Source organism: Streptomyces sp. GDS52, assembly GCF_052246875.1.
GTDB lineage: Bacteria > Actinomycetota > Actinomycetes > Streptomycetales > Streptomycetaceae > Streptomyces > Streptomyces cathayae.
In genome coordinates, this window is sequence record NZ_CM125966.1 from 3150441 (window position 1) to 3165965 (window position 15525).

The following is a 15525-nucleotide window of genomic DNA, read 5'->3' on the forward strand; positions in this document are numbered from 1 at the left end:
GGCGCACGCGGTGCACGCGTCAGGACGCGGACGGGCTCGCGTCGCCGCCGGCGGCGGACGGTGACGCCGAGTCCGCCGGGGTGGTGGAGGCCGGGCCCGTCGAGGCCGGGTCGCCCGGTGTCGGGCCGGGAGGCTCCGGCTCGATGAATTCCGGGTCGGCGGGTTCCGGCTCGGGGGACGGGGGCGGCCCGCTCGGGCCGGGCTCCGACGGGGCCGGTGACGTGGGCGTCGGATCCGGGGCCCGGGACGGCGGCGGCGGCCCTTCCGGCTCGCCGGAGCTCGGGGGAGGGGCGCTCGGGGAGCCGGGGTGCGCGGACCCCGGGCTTCCGGGATGGCCGGGGCCACCGGAGTGCGACCCGCCGGGGGCGGAGGGGCCGGGGGCCGGACCGTGGCCGGTGATGGTCACCACCGCGCCGGCGGGTGAGACCGCCACCCGCGCGCTCCAGTGGCCGGACGGCTCGCGCAACTGGTCGACGTACACCCTGATCGTCCATGACTGGCCCGGTCGGAGCGTCCCCGACGACTGGCTCAGGTACAGCCAGGACACACCCGTCGACGCGGACCAGCGGACCGGGGCGGAGCCCCTGGCGGTCAGCGTGATCAGCGTGGTGTCACCGCTGCGAGCGGCTGTGACGCCCAACGCGTCGGCGCCCGTACGGCCGTCCCCGGCGACGCCGACGACCTCCACGGACACGTCGGCGTCGCCGTCCCCGCCGTCCTCGCCGTCCCTGCCCTTCTTACCGTTCCTGCCCACCTTGCCGAAAGGGCCGTCCGGCCGGGTGCTGGCGTTGCCGGCGTTCTCGTAGCCGCCCGCTCCCTCGCCGTCGAGGTCGACGGGCGTGTCGGCCTCCCGCGCGGAGGCGGAGCGGCCGTCCCCGGCCTCACCGACCGAGGTGCCTCGGTAGGCGGCCCACAGCGCGAGCACGGGGGCCGCGACGACGGTGGCGACGACGGTCGTCGTGACGGCGCGCGCGCGCAGCCGCTCTCTTCGCGCGATCCGGTCCCTGGGATCCATCGGGAAGCCGCGCCGGTCGAAGCGGGGCGCGGCACCACGCGCGCGTCGCTGCCGCGCCATCGCCGCGTGCAGGGCGGCGTCGGGAACCGCCAGGACGGGCAGTTCGTCGGGGGTGACGCTGGTGCCGGGCCAGCGGCCGGGGACGGCGTGCTCGGCGGTACGGCGGCAGCGCGGGCAGTCGTCGACGTGCCGGACGAGTTCGCGGCGCAGCGTACTGCTGAGCACGAGCCGGTCGTCGCCGGCGAGGTGCGCCACGCCCCGGCAGGCACCGGACTCGACGACGGCGAGCGCCGCGCGGGTGCGCTCGACCTCGCAGGCGGCGGAGGCGAGCAGTTCGCGGGCGGCGACGGGTTCCATGCCGAGCACGGCGGCGACCTCGTGGGCCCCGAGGTGGTGGCGGACGGCGAGTTCGAGCACCTCGCGCTGCTCCGGTGCGGTGCCCGCGGCCTCCGGCCAGGCCAGCAGGGCCAGCTCACCGCGCCGCTGCTCCTGGACCTCCTCGGAGACGGCCGGGGCGGTGGCGGTCCGGTCCGGTCCTCTCCGGCCGCCGCGGCCCGCCGCATGGGTGACCTGCCGTTCCTGCCGGGCCTCGGCCAGCTTGCGCAGACACGCCCAGCGGGCCAGCGCGTACAGCCAGGCCCTGCGCTCCCCGGCCGCGTCCGGCACCTGCCGTCCGCGGCGCTCCGCGAGCGTGAGGACCTCGGCCAGGGCGGCGGTCGCCGCGTCGTGGTCGCACAGCACGGAGAGGCAGTAGGTGAACAGGCCGTCCAGGTACGGTTCGTGGCATACCGACGGCCGGTGCGCCAGCGTGCGGGCGGCCCCCCGGTCGCGCACCTCCCGGTGCGCCCGGTGTACGCCGGTCATGCGGGTCGGGATCTCCGGGCCACTGCTCATCATTCGGCGACCGTAGGCGGCCGGGGGTGGCCCCTTCCGGAGCCCTGCGCAGTTTTAATCCGTACGGGTGAAACGATCCCTCAATCGGGGACAGGAACCTTTCGCCTCACGGCCGGCGTGGGTTCCGTGCGGCGGGCTCCGGTCCCCGGTTGTCAGTGACGGGGGCTACCGTTTCGACCATGGCTGCCCGTACCAAGACCACCAAGGACCGACCGTCCTACCGCTGCACCGAGTGCGGCTGGCAGACGGCCAAATGGCTCGGCCGCTGCCCCGAGTGCCACGCCTGGGGGACGGTCGAGGAGTACGGCGTGCCCGCGGTCCGTACGACGACCCCGGGGCGGGTCACCACCTCCGCCCTGCCCATCGGCCAGGTCGACGGCCGTCAGGCCACGGCCCGCTCCACCGGTGTCCCCGAGCTGGACCGGGTGCTCGGCGGCGGGCTGGTCCCGGGCGCCGTCGTCCTCGTCGCGGGCGAGCCGGGCGTCGGCAAGTCCACGCTCCTGCTGGACGTCGCGGCCAAGTCGGCGAGCGACGAGCACCGCACGCTCTACGTGACGGGCGAGGAGTCGGCGAGTCAGGTCCGGCTGCGGGCCGACCGCATCCACGCCATCGACGACCATCTGTACCTCGCCGCCGAGACGGACCTGTCCGCCGTGCTCGGCCACCTCGACGCGGTGAAGCCGTCCCTGCTGATCCTCGACTCGGTGCAGACGGTCGCCTCCCCGGAGATCGACGGGGCGCCGGGCGGCATGGCCCAGGTCCGTGAGGTGGCCGGCGCGCTGATCCGGGCCTCCAAGGACCGCGGGATGTCCACCCTCCTGGTGGGCCACGTCACCAAGGACGGCGCGATCGCGGGCCCGCGGCTGCTGGAGCACCTGGTGGACGTGGTCCTGAGCTTCGAGGGCGACCGGCACGCGCGCCTGCGCCTGGTCCGGGGCGTCAAGAACCGCTACGGCACGACCGACGAGGTCGGCTGCTTCGAACTGCACGACGAGGGCATCACGGGCCTGGCCGACCCCAGCGGGCTGTTCCTCACCCGCCGTGCGGAGCCGGTCCCGGGCACCTGTCTGACGGTGACGCTGGAGGGCCGCCGCCCCCTGGTCGCCGAGGTGCAGGCGCTCACGGTCGACTCGCAGATCCCCTCCCCCCGCCGCACCACGTCCGGACTGGAGACCTCACGCGTCTCGATGATGCTCGCGGTCCTCGAACAGCGCGGCCGCATCAGCGCCTTGGGCAAGCGCGACATCTACTCCGCGACGGTCGGCGGGGTGAAACTCTCCGAACCGGCGGCGGATCTGGCCGTCGCGCTCGCCCTGGCGTCGGCGGCGAGCGACACCCCGTTGCCCAAGAACCTGGTCGCGATCGGCGAGGTCGGCCTCGCGGGCGAGGTGAGGCGGGTCACGGGCGTGCAGCGCAGACTCTCCGAGGCACACCGCCTGGGCTTCACGCACGCGCTCGTGCCGGGCGATCCGGGCAAAATCCCGTCAGGAATGAAGGTTCTGGAAGTCGCGGACATAGGGGACGCCCTGCGCGTCCTTCCCCGCTCCCGTCGCCGAGAGGCCCCACGGGACGAGGAGGACCGCCGGTAGACTTTGCCCTGGTCTCGCCCGTCCGTACGAACCGAGTGCGCGAAACAGGGGCGCCCCAGTACATCGCGACCGGAGGAGTGCAGTGGCAGCCAACGACCGGGCAGCAGCTCCCGGAAAGTCCGGCGGGAGCGCCGGTTCCGATCGCCAGATGCGCGCCTCACTGAGTGCCGTGGCACCCGGTACCGCCCTCCGTGACGGTCTGGAGCGCGTCCTGAGGGGCAACACCGGTGGTCTCATCGTGCTCGGTTCCGACAAGACCGTGGAGACGCTGTGCAGTGGCGGCTTCGTCCTGGACGTCGAGTTCACCGCGACCCGGCTGCGTGAGCTGTGCAAACTGGACGGCGGCATCGTCCTGTCGTCCGATCTGTCGAAGATCCTCCGGGCCGGCGTCCAGCTGGTGCCGGACCCGACGATCCCGACCGAGGAGACCGGTACCAGGCACCGCACCGCCGACCGCGTCTCCAAGCAGGTCGGCTTCCCGATCGTCTCGGTCTCCCAGTCGATGCGCCTGATCGCGCTGTACGTCGACGGCCACCGCCGCGTCCTGGAGGACTCGGCGGCGATCCTGTCCCGCGCCAACCAGGCGCTCGCGACGCTGGAGCGCTACAAACTCCGCCTCGACGAGGTCGCCGGCACCCTGTCGGCGCTGGAGATCGAGGACCTGGTGACCGTGCGGGACGTGTCGGCGGTCGCGCAGCGGCTGGAGATGGTGCGCCGCATCGCCACCGAGATCACCGAATACGTGGTCGAACTGGGCACCGACGGCCGCCTCCTCTCCCTCCAGCTCGACGAGTTGATCGCGGGAGTGGAGCCGGAGCGCGAGCTGGTCGTGCGGGACTACGTCCCCGAGCCCACCGCCAAGCGCGCCCGCACCGTCGACCAGGCCCTGCACGAGCTGAACGCGCTCCCCCAGGCCGAGCTCCTGGAACTGTCGACGGTGGCCCGTGCCCTGGGGTACACCGGGTCCCCCGAGACACTGGACTCGGCGGTCTCCCCGCGCGGCTTCCGGCTGCTGGCCAAGGTGCCGAGGCTGCCCGGAGCGATCATCGACCGCCTGGTGGAGCACTTCGGCGGCCTGCAGAAGCTGCTCGCCGCCAGTGTGGACGACCTCCAGACGGTGGACGGCGTCGGCGAGGCCCGCGCCCGCAGCGTCCGGGAGGGCCTGTCGAGGCTGGCGGAGAGTTCGATCCTGGAGCGGTACGTCTAGCGGTCGGCCCGGCCCGTCCGGACCGCTCCCGGATCCGGCCCGCTCCGGCCGCTCCGGTCCGGGTGAACCTCAGGCGTTCTCCAGCACGAAGGACGTCTGCACCTTCGCGAACCCCGGTGCCTTCGCCTCCACCAGATACGTACCGGCCTTCGCCGACCCCGCCGGCGGCGTCGCGCACTGCGCGGCGCTCGGCTTGCGGTCCCACTTCACGCCGTACGTGATGCTGTCGCCGGCGGGCACCCGGAAGACGAGGCTCCGCGGGCCCTTCGGACAGTCGTCCGACGCCCAGTACGCCTCGTCACCGTCCGCCTGAGTGATCGTCAGCACCGCGCTCTCCGGCCCGAGGTCGACCTTGCAGTCGCTGCCGGAGATGTTCCGCGCGGTCAGCCGGAAGGCGGGCTCCGCGTCGGGCTCGTAGGCGTTGCGGACGCTGCGCAGACTGAACTTCACCGCGCTCGGGGTGCAGTCGGGCAGTCCGGACCCGGCCGGCAGCGCGTCCCCCGCGCCGACCCCCGCCGAGGCACCGCCCGCGGAACCGTCGGCATCGCCACCACCGGTACCGCCGTCCGAGCCGCCGCCGGAGTCACCGGGGTCGCCGTTCGCCCCGTCGTCCTCCGCACCGGCCCCGGACGAGGCGCCGCCCGAGCCCTCACCGCCCGACTCGTCCCGTCCGCCCGGCGCCTGACTGATCGCCGGCCCCGAACTCGAGGGCCCCGGGGCGATGGTGGACGGCGCGGGATTCTTGCCGTTGGCCCCGTTCTCGTGTCCCCCGTCGCCCCCGTCGCCGGAGACGACGATCCAGGTGACGAGCAACGCCAACACCCCCAGCAAGGACAGCAGTACTGCCCTCCTACGCCAATAGATGGAGGAGGGAAGCGGCCCGACCGGATTGCGCAGAGATCCCACGGCGCAAACTGTACGAGAGATCCGGGCCGGCACCGGCCCCACCCGCCGCCAAGAGCCACAACTTTTCAGGATCATCATCCCGGAAACCGCCCGCTGCCCCTGCCTCTCGCCGGGCGCGGTGCGCGATGATCGCACGGTGTGACCGTTTCGGCATCCTGGACACGATCCGTGACCGCGGGCTTCGCGGGCGGCGAGCGGCACCGTCGACGCGGCACTCCGACGCGGCACTCCGACCCCCCACGCGTTCGCGATCGCGGCGCTTGCACCTCTGGCCAGAACCCTGTCGCCCGCTTGACGGGGTGGCGGAGTGCCCGTTCCCGTGGGTGGTCGTGGCAGGATCGAGGTGCCATGACTGCTCCCACCAGGCCCCCGCACAGCGGCACCGCCGAGACCACCGAGCCCACCCGGACCACCGAGACCGCCGACACCTCCGCCGACGACACAGCGCTTCAGCGTGCTCCCGGAGAGCCGCTGCACTCCCCCGTCATCGACTGGTTCGACGAGCACGCCCGGGATCTTCCGTGGCGGCGCCCGGAGGCCGGCGCGTGGGGGGTGATGGTCAGCGAGTTCATGCTCCAGCAGACCCCGGTGAACCGGGTCCTGCCCGTCTACGAACAGTGGCTGGCCCGCTGGCCGCGCCCCGCCGACCTCGCCGCCGAGGCACCCGGTGAGGCCGTCCGCGCCTGGGGCCGGCTCGGTTACCCGCGCCGCGCACTGCGGCTGCACGGCGCCGCCGCCGCCATAACGGAACGGCACGGTGGCGACGTGCCCACCGACCACGCGCAACTCCTGGCGCTGCCCGGCATCGGCGAGTACACGGCGGCCGCCGTGGCGTCGTTCGCGTACGGGCAGCGGCACGCGGTGCTGGACACCAATGTCCGCCGGGTGTTCGCCCGCGCGGTCACCGGTGTGCAGTACCCGCCGAACGCCACCACCGCCGCCGAACGCCGGCTCGCCCGCGCGCTGCTGCCCGAGGACGAGTCGACCGCCGCGCGGTGGGCCGCCGCTTCCATGGAGCTGGGGGCGCTGGTGTGCACGGCGAAGAACGAGGCGTGCCACCACTGTCCGATCGCCGCGCAGTGCGCCTGGCGGCTCGCGGGCAAGCCGGCGCACCAGGGACCGCCACGCCGGGGCCAGACGTACGCGGGCACGGACCGTCAGGTCCGCGGGCGGCTGCTGGCCGTGCTGCGGGAGGCGCACGGCCCTGTCCCGCAGGGGGTCCTGGACCGGGTGTGGCACGAGCCGGTGCAGCGCGCGCGTGCGCTGGACAGCCTCGTCGCCGACGGCCTGGTCGAACCCCTGCCCGGCGGGCTGTACCGGCTGCCGCTGACCTGACGCGCCGGCGGGCCGCCCGCTCCCCGCGTACGGGGGTCCGCCGGCACCCCGGCGCGGCCATATCGCCCCACACTCCCCCCAACCGCCCCACTCCTTTACCTCGTTCCTACTTCCGTTACACAACCGACGGACAGCCGACGGCCGGCCGCAGGCTGCCCCGCACAGTGCCGTGACAACACCTCCGTAACTTCGTTCCCGTGCCCTCCAGTCAGGGACACGACGACCGCGGATCACAGCGGTGGGGACCGGACCGCACGGGCGGGCCGGCGCGGGGAGCGGAAGGGCGGAACACCATGACGCAGGGCGAGGTGCTCGGGTTCGAGGAGTACGTCCGCACCCGGCAGGACGCGCTGCTGCGCAGCGCCCGCCGTCTGGTGCCGGACCCCGTCGAGGCGCAGGACCTGCTGCAGACCGCGCTGGCCCGGACCTACGGCCGCTGGGACGGCATCGCCGACAAGCGGCTGGCCGACGCCTACCTGCGCCGCGTCATGATCAACACGCGGACCGAGTGGTGGCGCGCCCGCAAGCTGGAGGAGGTGCCGACCGAGCAGCTCCCGGACGCCCGCGTGGACGACGCCACCGAGCAGCACGCCGACCGCGCACTCCTGATGGACGTGCTGAAGGTGCTCGCCCCGAAGCAGCGCAGTGTGGTGGTGCTGCGACACTGGGAGCAGATGTCCACGGAGGAGACGGCCGCCGCCCTCGGCATGTCGGCGGGAACGGTCAAGAGCACGCTGCACCGGGCGCTCGCCCGGCTCCGCGAGGAGCTGGAGGCCCGCGAACTGAACGCACGCGCGCTGGAGCATGAGGAGCGGGAGCGTTGCGCGGCCTGACCGGCGCGGGGCCCGACCGGGCCCGGAAGACCGCCCGGGCGGCGACCACGGTGACGTCCGTGCTCGCCGCTCTCGGCCTTGTCGCCACCGCCTGCGGTACGGGCGGCACCGGCGCACGGGACGAGGGGCCCGCGCACGCGGAGTCGACGGCCGGCGGCCGGCCCTCGGCTCCGTCCTACGCGGCCTCGCGCATGCCGGTCACGTCCGGTGCCCGCGTGGACGCGGTGCGGCTGGTCAAGGGCGACCCGACGGTCTCGGCGGCGGTCAAACAGGAGCTGAAGCCGTGCGTGGCCGACGAGTACCCCGTCGACGTGAGCTACGGGAACCTCACCGGAGGGACCGTGGACGATGTCGTCGTCAACGTGCTGACCTGCAGCGACGCGGTGGGCGTCGGCTCGTACGTGTACCGCGGCCAGGGCGGCGCGTACCGGAACGTGTTCAGGACCGAGGAGCCGCCGGTGTACGCGGAGATCGACCGCGGGGACCTGGTGGTGACCCTGCAGGTGTACGAGCGGGGCGACCCCGTGTCGAGTCCCTCCGGCGAGAACGTCATCACCTACCGCTGGACCTCGGACCGGTTCGCCGAGAAGTTCCGCACCCACAACGACTACGGCAAGGTGGCGGGCACGGAGCCGACGCCGGTGCCCGACAGCTGAGGAGCACCGGTATGGCAGACCAGACCCACGTGCTGTTCGTCGAGGACGACGACGTCATCCGTGAGGCCACCCAACTCGCCCTGGAGCGGGACGGTTTCGCGGTCACCGCGATGCCCGACGGGCTGTCCGGCCTGGAGGCGTTCCGGGCGGACCGGCCCGACATCGCGCTGCTGGACGTCATGGTCCCCGGCCTCGACGGGGTCAGCCTGTGCCGGAGCATCCGCGACGAGTCGATGGTTCCGGTGATCATGCTGTCGGCGCGCGCGGACTCCATCGACGTCGTCCTGGGCCTGGAGGCGGGCGCCGACGACTACGTGACCAAGCCGTTCGACGGCGCCGTCCTGGTCGCCCGCATCCGTGCGGTGCTGCGCCGCTTCGACCGGGCGAACGGCGGCCGGCGGGATCCGGCGGCCGCGGACGACGGGGGCGTCCTGGCCTTCGGCGAGCTGGAGATCGACACCGTGGGCATGGAGGTGCGGCGGGCCGGGGAGCCCGTGTCCCTGACACCGACCGAGATGCGGCTGCTGCTGGAGTTCTCGTCGGCGCCGGGCACCGTGCTCTCCCGCGACCGACTGCTCGAACGCGTGTGGGAGTACGGCTGGGGCGGCGACACCCGGGTCGTCGACGTCCATGTGCAGCGGCTGCGCGGGAAGATCGGCCAGGACCGCCTCGAGACGGTCCGCGGCTTCGGCTACAAACTGAAGGCCTGAGCAGGGACATGCGGGGGTACTTCCGGCGCCCGGTGCGAGCGGTTCTCGACCGGGCGGGCATCCGGACCGGTCTGCGATGGAAACTCAGTGCCGCCATCGCCCTGGTCGGCGCGCTGGTGGCGCTCGCGCTGAGCCTGGTGGTGCACAACGCGGCCCGGGTGTCGATGCTGGACAACGCGCGCGATCTCGCCGACGAACGCATCATGATCGCCCAGCGCAACTACGAGCTGTCCGGGCGGCTGAACTTCCCCAACACCAGGATCGACGACCCCGAGCTGCCGGCCGAGCTGCGGGCCAAGGTCGAGGCGGGCCGGCGCGCGACGTACGTGGCCGACCGGCCGGGCGGGACGCCGGACATCTGGGCGGCCGTACCGCTGCAGGACGGGCATGTCATGTCCCTGCACTCGGGCTTCACCGACCGCAGCTCGAACATCCTCAGGGACCTCGACCGGGCCCTGGTGATCGGCTCCATCGCGGTCGTCCTAGGCGGCAGCGCGCTCGGGGTGCTGATCGGCGGCCATCTGTCCCGTCGGCTGCGCAACGCGGCGAGCGCCGCCCACCGGGTCGCCAAGGGGGAGACGGACGTCCGGGTGCGCGAGGCCATCGGCGGGGTCGTCCTGGACGAGACCGACGACCTGGCCAGCGCGGTGGACGCGATGGCGGACGCGCTGCGGCAGCGGCTGGAGGCCGAGCGCCGGGTCACCGCCGACATCGCGCACGAACTGCGCACCCCGGTGACCGGTCTGCTGACCGCCGCCGAACTGCTGCCGCCGGGCCGGCCGACCGAACTGGTGCTGGACCGGGCGAAGGCCATGCGCACCCTGGTCGAGGACGTCCTGGAGGTGGCCCGGCTGGACGGCGCCTCCGAGCGGGCCGAACTGCAGGACATCCTGCTGGCCCGGTTCGTCACCCGGCGGATCGCGGCGAAGGACCCGGACGTCACGGTGCACGTGGTGCACGAGTCGGAGGTCACCACCGACCCGCGGCGGCTGGAGCGGGTGCTCTTCAACCTCCTCGCCAACGCCGCCCGGCACGGCAGGCCGCCCATCGAGGTCTCCGTCGAGGGGCGGGTCGTCCGGGTCCGCGACCACGGGCCCGGCTTTCCCGCGGACCTGCTCGCCGAGGGGCCGAGCCGGTTCCGCACCGGCAGCGCGGACCGGGCCGGCCGCGGCCACGGCCTGGGGCTGACCATCGCGGCCGGGCAGGCCCGGGTGCTGGGGGCGCGGCTCACCTTCCGCAACGTACGACCGGCCGGAGCCCCGAAGGACGCGCCGGCCGAGGGCGCGCTCGCCGTACTGTGGCTGCCGGAACACGCGCCGACGGACACGGGGAGCTATCCGATGCTGTCCCAGTGAGGGACCGCCGCGGCGGGCACGCGGGTGCCGAAAGCCCTCCGGACGGGAGAACCCGACGGAGGGCTTGGAAGACATGCGCGGACGGTCGGACCGGCTCGCTCATCGCGGTGCCGGGACCGGATCGCCGTCCTTCGATCCGGTCGCTCAGGCCCTCCGGGGCACCGGAGGGTCCTGAGACCCCGGGTGCCGGGTGGGCCGGGCCACCCGGGAGGGTGCGCAGCACCGGGTACACGACACTGGGTACCCGGGGCCGGCTCTCACCACGGGGTTCTCAGAGCCGGACGCCCTTGCCACTCAGGAACTTCACCGGGTCGATGGCGGAGCCGTAGCCCGAGCTGGTCCGGATCTCGAAGTGCAGGTGGGGACCGCTGGAGTTGCCCGTGTTGCCGGACAGGGCGATCTTCTGGCCGGTCTTGACGACCTGGCCGGGCTGCACGTTCACCTGGGAGAGGTGGGCGTACTGGGAGTACGTGCCGTCGCCGTGGTTGACGACGACGGCGTTGCCGTACGCCGGACCGTCGCCGGCGCCGTTGCCGCCCGCCTTCACGATCGTGCCGCCGTGCGTGGCCACGACCTCGGTGCCGCTCGGCACGGCGTAGTCCTGGCCGCTGTGGGCGGACTGCCACATGCCGCCGGCCTGGGCGTAGCTCGCGGAGACCGTGTAGCTCTTCACCGGGCTGACCCAGGACGCCGCCTTCTTGGCGGGCTGGGCGGCCTTCTTCGCCTCGGCCGCCTTCTTCGCCTCGGCCGTCTTCTTCGCCTCGACGGCCTTGGTCTGCGCGGCCTTGGCCTGCGCGGCCTTGGCCTGCGCGGCCTTGGCCTGGGCGGTCGCCTGGGCCTGCACGGCGGTGGCGCTGGCGCTGGTGGTGGCGGTGGTGGCGGTGGCGGCCGTGTTGCTGGCGGCGGCCGCGATCCCGACTCCCGCGACAGCCGAGACCCCGACACCGGCGGCCAGCACGGCAGCACGGGTGCGGAGGTGGGAGGCGAGGAAGGAACGGGACGTGACGCGCTGGAACATCGAAACCTCATGGGGGAGGGAGCAGAGGAAAACCACCCGGCGAACAGGTCCGCGCTGCAGTGGCCATTCCTTGGTAACCCGACCACCCACAAAGCCACAAAGGGGGTCATCTACGACGGAAGTTCGTACTTCTGTAGTGAGATGCACGTCTCTTGACACAGCCGACAGGCGGGTCGAAAGCCCCATTTAAGGCTGATCGATCAGAGATTTAACCCAAATATCCGCTTTGCCCCATAGCCTCTTGCCACTATTTCGGCTAGTACCGGACAAAACGCCTGTGCAGCATGTCACCGGGAGCCCGGAGCGGACATTCCATAAATGTGGCGTACGCCTCTAGCCGCCTACCGCCCGGTAACCCTACGGTTCCCCTCGCGCCACCCTCGCAGACGAGCATGCACACGACATGTTGACAGCGTTATGAGCGTGAGAGGACCCCTCACCCCATGAGAAGCCGACGCCCCTGGCTGCGCCGTGCATCGGTGACCGCCGTGTCCGCCGCGGCCCTGATGGCCCTGGCCGTCCCCGCCCAGGCCGCAAGCACCTCCGGCACTCCCGCGACCACCACCACGACGGCTGCCGACTCGACCACCACCCCGGCAGCCACCACCGCCGCCGCGGCCACGACGGCCGCCGCAGCCGTCGACCACGAGACCTGGCAGCGGGACTGCCGGGCGGTCATGGACCAGGCCCTGCCCCAGCTGAAGCAGCGCATCGCGGCCCCGCGGCCGGGCGAGAAGCAGGCGATCGTCCTCGACATCGACAACACCGCGCTGGAGACCGACTTCGGGTTCAGCTTCCCGCAACCGGCCAACAAGCCGGTCCTGGAGGTCGCCGAGTACGCCCAGGAGCGCGGTGTCGCGGTGTTCTTCGTGACCGCCCGGCCGGGCATCATCCACGCCCCCACCGCCTTCAACCTCGACCACGCCGGATACGAGTCCGCCGGGCTCTACGTCCGCGGCTTCTTCGACCTGTTCCGGAACGTGGCCGAGTACAAGACGGCACAGCGCGTCGACATCGAGTCGAAGGGCTACACGATCATCGCCAACATCGGCAACAGCGCCACCGATCTGTCGGGCGGCCATGCCGAGAGGACCTACAAGCTGCCGGACTACGACGGCCGGCTGTCGTAGGCACGGGGCGTCCGGACATCCGGGCGTCCGGGCATGCGAGAGGGGCCGGTGCCCTGCTCGGGCACCGGCCCCTCTCGGCTGCCGTGACGCTTACGCTTCCTTGCTGAGGTTCGGGCCGGCTCCACCGGCCGCCTGCTCGATCGGCGGGACGTCGGGCAGGGCCGACTTCTCCTCACCGCGGAAGGTGAAGGTGGCGGTCTCGCCCTCGCCCTCGATGTCCACGACCACGATGTGACCGGGACGCAGCTCGCCGAAGAGGATCTTCTCCGACAGCGAGTCCTCGATCTCGCGCTGGATGGTCCGGCGCAGCGGCCGGGCGCCCAGCACGGGGTCGTAGCCCCTCTTGGACAGCAGCTCCTTGGCGGACTGGGAGAGCTCGATGCCCATGTCCCGGTCCTTCAGGCGCTCGTCCACCTTGTCGATCATCAGGTCGACGATCTTGAGGATGTCGTCCGGGGTGAGCTGCGGGAAGACGACCACGTCGTCGACGCGGTTGAGGAACTCGGGACGGAAGTGCTGCTTGAGCTCGTCCGACACCTTGTTCTTCATGCGCTCGTAGTTGGTCTTCTTGTCGCCCGCGGCGGCGAAGCCCAGGTTGAAGCCCTTGGAGATGTCCCGGGTGCCGAGGTTGGTCGTCATGATGATGACCGTGTTCTTGAAGTCCACGACCCGGCCCTGGGAGTCGGTCAGGCGACCGTCCTCCAGGATCTGCAGCAGCGAGTTGAAGATGTCCGGGTGGGCCTTCTCGACCTCGTCGAAGAGGACGACCGAGAACGGCTTGCGACGCACCTTCTCCGTCAGCTGACCGCCCTCCTCGTAGCCCACGTAGCCGGGGGGCGAACCGAAGAGGCGCGAGACCGTGTGCTTCTCGCTGAACTCCGACATGTCGAGGGAGATCAGCGCGTCCTCGTCACCGAAGAGGAACTCGGCGAGGGCCTTGGACAGCTCGGTCTTACCGACACCGGACGGACCGGCGAAGATGAACGAGCCACCGGGACGCTTCGGGTCCTTCAGGCCGGCACGCGTACGGCGGATCGCCTTGGACAGCGCCTTGACGGCGTCGATCTGGCCGATGACCCGCTTGTGGAGCTCGTCCTCCATGCGCAGCAGACGCGAGGACTCCTCCTCGGTCAGCTTGAAGACCGGGATGCCGGTGGCCGTGGCGAGGACCTCGGCGATCAGGTCACCGTCGACCTCGGCGACGACGTCCATGTCGCCGGCCTTCCACTCCTTCTCCCGCTTCGCCTTGGCGGACAGGAGCTGCTTCTCCTTGTCCCGCAGCGAGGCGGCCTTCTCGAAGTCCTGCGAGTCGATCGCGGACTCCTTGTCCCGGCGGACGCCGGCGATCTTCTCGTCGAACTCGCGCAGGTCCGGCGGCGCGGTCATCCGGCGGATGCGCATCCGGGAACCGGCCTCGTCGATCAGGTCGATCGCCTTGTCCGGGAGGAAGCGGTCCGAGATGTACCGGTCGGCCAGCGTGGCCGCCTGGACCAGCGCCTCGTCGGTGATGGAGACGCGGTGGTGCGCCTCGTACCGGTCGCGCAGACCCTTGAGGATCTCGATGGTGTGCGGCAGGGACGGCTCGGCGACCTGGATCGGCTGGAAGCGGCGCTCCAGGGCCGCGTCCTTCTCCAGGTGCTTGCGGTACTCGTCCAGCGTGGTCGCGCCGATGGTCTGCAGCTCACCGCGGGCCAGCATCGGCTTCAGGATGGAGGCCGCGTCGATGGCGCCCTCGGCGGCACCCGCACCGACCAGCGTGTGCAGCTCGTCGATGAACAGGATGATGTCGCCGCGGGTGCGGATCTCCTTGAGCACCTTCTTCAGGCGCTCCTCGAAGTCACCGCGGTAGCGGGAGCCGGCGACCAGGGCACCGAGGTCCAGGGTGTAGAGGTGCTTGTCCTTGAGGGTCTCGGGCACCTCGCCCTTGACGATGGCCTGGGCGAGGCCCTCGACGACGGCGGTCTTGCCGACGCCGGGCTCACCGATCAGCACCGGGTTGTTCTTGGTGCGGCGGGACAGCACCTGCATGACCCGCTCGATCTCCTTCTCGCGCCCGATGACCGGGTCGAGCTTGGACTCACGAGCGGCCTGGGTGAGGTTCCGGCCGAACTGGTCGAGGACCAGGGACGTGGAGGGGGTGCCCTCGGCAGGACCGCCGGCGGTGGCGGTCTCCTTGCCCTGGTAACCGGAGAGCAGCTGGATGACCTGCTGCCGCACCCGGTTGAGATCTGCGCCCAGCTTGACCAGGACCTGGGCGGCGACGCCCTCGCCCTCGCGGATCAGGCCGAGCAGGATGTGCTCCGTGCCGATGTAGTTGTGACCCAGCTGCAGCGCCTCGCGGAGCGACAGCTCGAGCACCTTCTTGGCACGGGGAGTGAAGGGGATGTGGCCGGAGGGCGCCTGCTGCCCCTGGCCGATGATCTCCTCCACCTGCTGGCGGACCGCCTCGAGCGAAATCCCGAGGCTCTCAAGGGCCTTGGCGGCGACACCCTCACCCTCGTGGATCAGGCCCAGGAGAATGTGCTCGGTGCCGATGTAGTTGTGGTTGAGCATCCGGGCTTCTTCCTGAGCCAGGACGACAACCCGCCGCGCGCGGTCGGTGAACCTCTCGAACATCGTTAATCGCTCCTCAGAGCGGTCAGGCAGTGGGGGGAACTTCCCCTCCCTGTCCTTCCGCAGCTTAGTCCCGCAAGCGGGGACCGCTCATTCCTACTGCCGACACCCTCGATGGCCTCCTGACCCCGAACGCCGACATATGCTTCAACCCGATGGTGCGAGACGATGTTCCCGCAGGCCAGGTAGTTACCCCCATCTCCAGTACGCCCATGGCGAACGGAATGCGTCCCCGCCCTGCGTGTCGTCCCCTCCCACTAGGGA

Annotated in this window: 12 protein-coding genes; 8 read left to right on the top strand and 4 right to left on the bottom strand. The window is 71.9% G+C overall.

Translation table 11 applies throughout. From position 1 onward, the window contains the following. Window positions 1-19: 19 nt before the first annotated feature. Window positions 20-1912, bottom strand: coding sequence for a BACON domain-containing protein (locus ACTWJ9_RS14265; RefSeq protein WP_443295788.1), 1893 nt, complete (start codon window positions 1910-1912; stop codon window positions 20-22). Between the two features lie 176 nt (window positions 1913-2088). On the opposite strand from ACTWJ9_RS14265, the gene radA reads away from it, so the two are divergent. After that, on the top strand, window positions 2089-3498 hold the full coding sequence (radA, locus tag ACTWJ9_RS14270) for a DNA repair protein RadA (RefSeq protein WP_279334605.1): 1410 nt from the start codon (window positions 2089-2091) through the stop codon (window positions 3496-3498). Window positions 3499-3580: 82 nt separating this feature from the next. Next, entirely contained in the window at window positions 3581-4705 is a 1125-nt protein-coding gene (gene disA / locus ACTWJ9_RS14275; protein ID WP_279334606.1) for a DNA integrity scanning diadenylate cyclase DisA, read from the top strand. A 69-nt stretch (window positions 4706-4774) separates the two neighbouring features. Here the strand turns inward: disA and ACTWJ9_RS14280 are convergent, their stop codons facing one another. Next, entirely contained in the window at window positions 4775-5611 is an 837-nt protein-coding gene (locus ACTWJ9_RS14280; protein ID WP_388707568.1) for a hypothetical protein, read from the bottom strand. Between the two features lie 348 nt (window positions 5612-5959). On the opposite strand from ACTWJ9_RS14280, the gene ACTWJ9_RS14285 reads away from it, so the two are divergent. From ACTWJ9_RS14285 to cseC, 5 genes are all read left to right on the top strand, one after another. After that, window positions 5960-6946, top strand: a complete 987-nt coding sequence (locus ACTWJ9_RS14285; protein WP_443295789.1) for an A/G-specific adenine glycosylase — start codon at window positions 5960-5962, stop codon at window positions 6944-6946. A gap of 293 nt (window positions 6947-7239) precedes the next feature. Beyond that, window positions 7240-7779, top strand: coding sequence for a SigE family RNA polymerase sigma factor (locus ACTWJ9_RS14290; RefSeq protein ID WP_279334609.1), 540 nt, complete (start codon window positions 7240-7242; stop codon window positions 7777-7779). Then, a complete protein-coding gene (locus tag ACTWJ9_RS14295) occupies window positions 7767-8435 on the top strand; it encodes a hypothetical protein (RefSeq protein ID WP_387036820.1) in 669 nt (222 codons plus the stop codon). Before ACTWJ9_RS14290 ends, ACTWJ9_RS14295 begins: the two co-directional genes overlap by 13 nt. A gap of 11 nt (window positions 8436-8446) precedes the next feature. Continuing rightward, window positions 8447-9145 carry a two-component system response regulator CseB gene (gene cseB, locus ACTWJ9_RS14300; RefSeq protein WP_279334611.1) on the top strand — a complete coding sequence of 233 codons (699 nt, stop codon included), beginning with the start codon at window positions 8447-8449 and terminating at the stop codon, window positions 9143-9145. A gap of 8 nt (window positions 9146-9153) precedes the next feature. Next, window positions 9154-10500: a two-component system sensor histidine kinase CseC gene (gene cseC / locus ACTWJ9_RS14305; protein ID WP_387036817.1), complete on the top strand. Its 1347-nt coding sequence runs from the start codon at window positions 9154-9156 to the stop codon at window positions 10498-10500. Window positions 10501-10771: 271 nt separating this feature from the next. Here the strand turns inward: cseC and ACTWJ9_RS14310 are convergent, their stop codons facing one another. Beyond that, window positions 10772-11518 carry a M23 family metallopeptidase gene (locus tag ACTWJ9_RS14310; protein ID WP_443295790.1) on the bottom strand — a complete coding sequence of 249 codons (747 nt, stop codon included), beginning with the start codon at window positions 11516-11518 and terminating at the stop codon, window positions 10772-10774. Window positions 11519-11961: 443 nt separating this feature from the next. On the opposite strand from ACTWJ9_RS14310, the gene ACTWJ9_RS14315 reads away from it, so the two are divergent. Beyond that, entirely contained in the window at window positions 11962-12648 is a 687-nt protein-coding gene (locus ACTWJ9_RS14315; RefSeq protein ID WP_279334614.1) for an HAD family acid phosphatase, read from the top strand. A 90-nt stretch (window positions 12649-12738) separates the two neighbouring features. Here ACTWJ9_RS14315 and ACTWJ9_RS14320 read toward each other — a convergent pair whose 3' ends face one another. After that, on the bottom strand, window positions 12739-15264 hold the full coding sequence (locus tag ACTWJ9_RS14320; protein WP_279334615.1) for an ATP-dependent Clp protease ATP-binding subunit: 2526 nt from the start codon (window positions 15262-15264) through the stop codon (window positions 12739-12741). Window positions 15265-15525: the final 261 nt, after the last annotated feature.

Excerpts from the sequence above, each read along its gene's own strand:
- ACTWJ9_RS14265 (WP_443295788.1), bottom strand. The coding sequence starts at position 1,912 with ATGATGAGCAGTGGCCCGGAGATCCCGACCCGCATGACCGGCGTACAC.
- radA (WP_279334605.1), top strand. The coding sequence starts at position 2,089 with ATGGCTGCCCGTACCAAGACCACCAAGGACCGACCGTCCTACCGCTGC.
- ACTWJ9_RS14285 (WP_443295789.1), top strand. The coding sequence starts at position 5,960 with ATGACTGCTCCCACCAGGCCCCCGCACAGCGGCACCGCCGAGACCACC.
- ACTWJ9_RS14290 (WP_279334609.1), top strand. The coding sequence starts at position 7,240 with ATGACGCAGGGCGAGGTGCTCGGGTTCGAGGAGTACGTCCGCACCCGG.
- cseB (WP_279334611.1), top strand. The coding sequence starts at position 8,447 with ATGGCAGACCAGACCCACGTGCTGTTCGTCGAGGACGACGACGTCATC.
- cseC (WP_387036817.1), top strand. The coding sequence starts at position 9,154 with ATGCGGGGGTACTTCCGGCGCCCGGTGCGAGCGGTTCTCGACCGGGCG.
- ACTWJ9_RS14310 (WP_443295790.1), bottom strand. The coding sequence starts at position 11,518 with ATGTTCCAGCGCGTCACGTCCCGTTCCTTCCTCGCCTCCCACCTCCGC.
- ACTWJ9_RS14315 (WP_279334614.1), top strand. The coding sequence starts at position 11,962 with ATGAGAAGCCGACGCCCCTGGCTGCGCCGTGCATCGGTGACCGCCGTG.
- ACTWJ9_RS14320 (WP_279334615.1), bottom strand. The coding sequence starts at position 15,264 with ATGTTCGAGAGGTTCACCGACCGCGCGCGGCGGGTTGTCGTCCTGGCT.